Origin of the sequence: Sulfitobacter sp. HI0129, from assembly GCF_001635395.1 — a bacterium.
Taxonomy (GTDB): domain Bacteria; phylum Pseudomonadota; class Alphaproteobacteria; order Rhodobacterales; family Rhodobacteraceae; genus Sulfitobacter.
Map to the genome: position 1 here is coordinate 1 of NZ_LWGH01000710.1, position 2,147 is coordinate 2,147.

The 2,147-nt window shown below is 64.6% G+C and carries 3 protein-coding genes; 2 read left to right on the forward strand and 1 reads right to left on the reverse strand.

Annotated features, from left to right (window positions below; translation table 11 throughout):
• The first annotated feature begins 100 nt into the window (after nucleotides 1-100).
• Nucleotides 101-883 carry a phosphonate ABC transporter ATP-binding protein gene (locus A3764_RS17800; RefSeq protein WP_067920024.1) on the forward strand — a complete coding sequence of 261 codons (783 nt, stop codon included), beginning with the start codon at nucleotides 101-103 and terminating at the stop codon, nucleotides 881-883.
• Nucleotides 883-1,641 carry a phosphonate ABC transporter, permease protein PhnE gene (gene phnE, locus A3764_RS17805; protein ID WP_048535504.1) on the forward strand — a complete coding sequence of 253 codons (759 nt, stop codon included), beginning with the start codon at nucleotides 883-885 and terminating at the stop codon, nucleotides 1,639-1,641. Before A3764_RS17800 ends, phnE begins: the two co-directional genes overlap by 1 nt.
• Nucleotides 1,642-1,644: 3 nt before the next feature.
• Here phnE and A3764_RS17810 read toward each other — a convergent pair.
• Nucleotides 1,645-2,147, reverse strand: a 503-nt coding sequence (locus A3764_RS17810; protein ID WP_236628238.1) for a L,D-transpeptidase family protein, incomplete at its 5' end; no start/stop codon positions are given.

The window sequence follows — 2,147 nt, forward strand, 5'->3', positions numbered from 1 at the left end:
ACAAGCTGCGCTATTTTTATGGACCGGATGGGTACGTCAGGGCCGACGGCGCCGCCTATGACGGCGTACGCGATATGGCACGGCAATACGGGCTGTTGCGATGAGCACAGCTGTCGAAGTAGACGACCTGAGTTTTGCCCATACGGGCGCGGACCTCCCGGCGCTGGAGCGGGTCTCGTTTCGGGTTTCGGCGGGCGAGAGCGTCGCTTTGCTCGGCCCGTCCGGGGCGGGCAAGACGACCCTGCTGGCACTGCTCGACGGCAGGCTCCAAGGCTGGAGCGGGCGGGTATCGGTTCTGGGTGCGCCGCTCGATCCCGACCGTCCGCCGCCGAGCGCGCGCCGTCCGGATACCGGTTTCGTGTTTCAGGAGTTTGCATTGGTCGAGCGTTCCTCGGTTCTGCGCAACGTCCTGAATGGCCGCCTGGGGCGCATGTCGCCGCTGCGGGCCCTGTTGGGATCACCGACCAAACATGATCTGGAGATTGCGCGCACGGCACTTGCCGATTGCGGAATTGCCGATCTTGCCGAACGCAGGGTCGACAGCCTCAGCGGCGGGCAGCGGCAGCGTGTGGCCATCGCACGGTGTCTGGCGCAGGAACCGCGCCTAATCCTCGCCGACGAACCGGTGAGCAACCTCGACCCCGCGCATGCATGTGAGATCCTGGCGCTGCTGACCGGGGCGGCGCGAACGCGCGGCGCGACGGCGCTGTTTTCGTCGCACCAGCCCGACCTGGCGCGGCGTTTCGCGCAGCGCATCATCGGCATGCGGGACGGGCGGATCGTGTTCGATGTACCGACCTCCGAGTTGAACGATGATGCGACGGCGGAGCTCTATCGGGAGGTAGGGCCAATCCCCGGTATCGGCCTCAGGGCGGTGTCCTGATGGCGTTCCGCGGGTTTGGCGGCATTGCGACGAGCGGTCTGATCGCAGCCGCGATCCTGTGGTCCTTCGCCACGACCGATGTCGAGTTCTCGCGACTTCTGTCGGCCGGCCCGCGGATCGCCGATTTCTTCGGCCGGATGTTTCCGCCTGACCCGACGGTGATGGCCGAGATCAAGAAGGGCAGCGCGGAAACGCTGAGGATCGCGATCCTCGGCACCCTCGGTGCTGTGATCCTGTCCGTTCCCCTCGGCATTCTCGCGTCTGAGACGATGGTATCGCCCGCGGTGTTTCGGCCGATCCGAACGCTGCTTGCCTTCATCCGGGCGATTCCGCTGATCCTCGTGGCCATGCTCATGGTGGGCGCTGTCGGGCTCGGGCCGCTGCCCGGCATCATCGCGGTCGCCTTTCATGCAACGGGGATGCTCGCCAAGTTCTATGCCGAGGCGATCGACGGCGTGTCCCGCGCGCCGATCGCAGCACTTGAAAGCGCGGGCGCCGGGCCGCTCGTGCGGCTCAGATACGCGATCTGGCCGCAGATGGCGCCGGTCGTCGCCCGCGACACGATTTTCCGGTTCGAGTTGAACCTGCGCGAGTCGCTGATCCTCGGCATTGTCGGCGCGGGCGGGATCGGCTTTTACATCCAGACCTACGTGCGCTCTTTCCAGTATGATAAGGCGGCCAGCGTCACGATTGCCGTCGTCGTCATGGTCATCGCTATCGAAGCCATCAACGTTGCGCTGCGCCGTCGCTTCACCTGACGATCAGGCATAGATGTCGATGGGGGTTCCGTCCCTGACCATGGCGTAGATATCCTCGATTTGCCGGTCTGTGACGGAGATGCAGCCTGCGGTCCAGTCGCGCTTGTTCATCGGGTCGATCCCCTTGCGCGGCCCCCCGTGGATGAAAATGTCGCCGCCCGGCGATTTTCCTTGCGCCTTCGCAAACGCGATATCGGCCTCGTTCGGGAATGAAATGCCGATGGAGAGGTGGAAGAGGCTGTCCGGGTTGCGCCGGTCAATCAGATAGGAGCCCTCCGGCGTGCGGCCGTCTCCTTCGAACTGCTTGTGGCCTTCGGGCGCGAAGCCCAATCCGATGGGATAGGTCCGCAAGACATCATCCGTTCCGTCAAGAACCAGCAGCCGCTGCGCCTTGTATATACGCAGCCGGGTCACTTCGGGTCCGTTGTAGGACCGGAACTTGCTGGCACAGCCAGACAGGAAGGTGGCCAATCCGCCCAACAGCAAGACCCGCCGTGGAATTCTGG

Coding starts and splice junctions, on each gene's coding strand:
- A3764_RS17800 (WP_067920024.1), top strand. CDS start 101: ATGAGCACAGCTGTCGAAGTAGACGACCTGAGTTTTGCCCATACGGGC.
- phnE (WP_048535504.1), top strand. CDS start 883: ATGGCGTTCCGCGGGTTTGGCGGCATTGCGACGAGCGGTCTGATCGCA.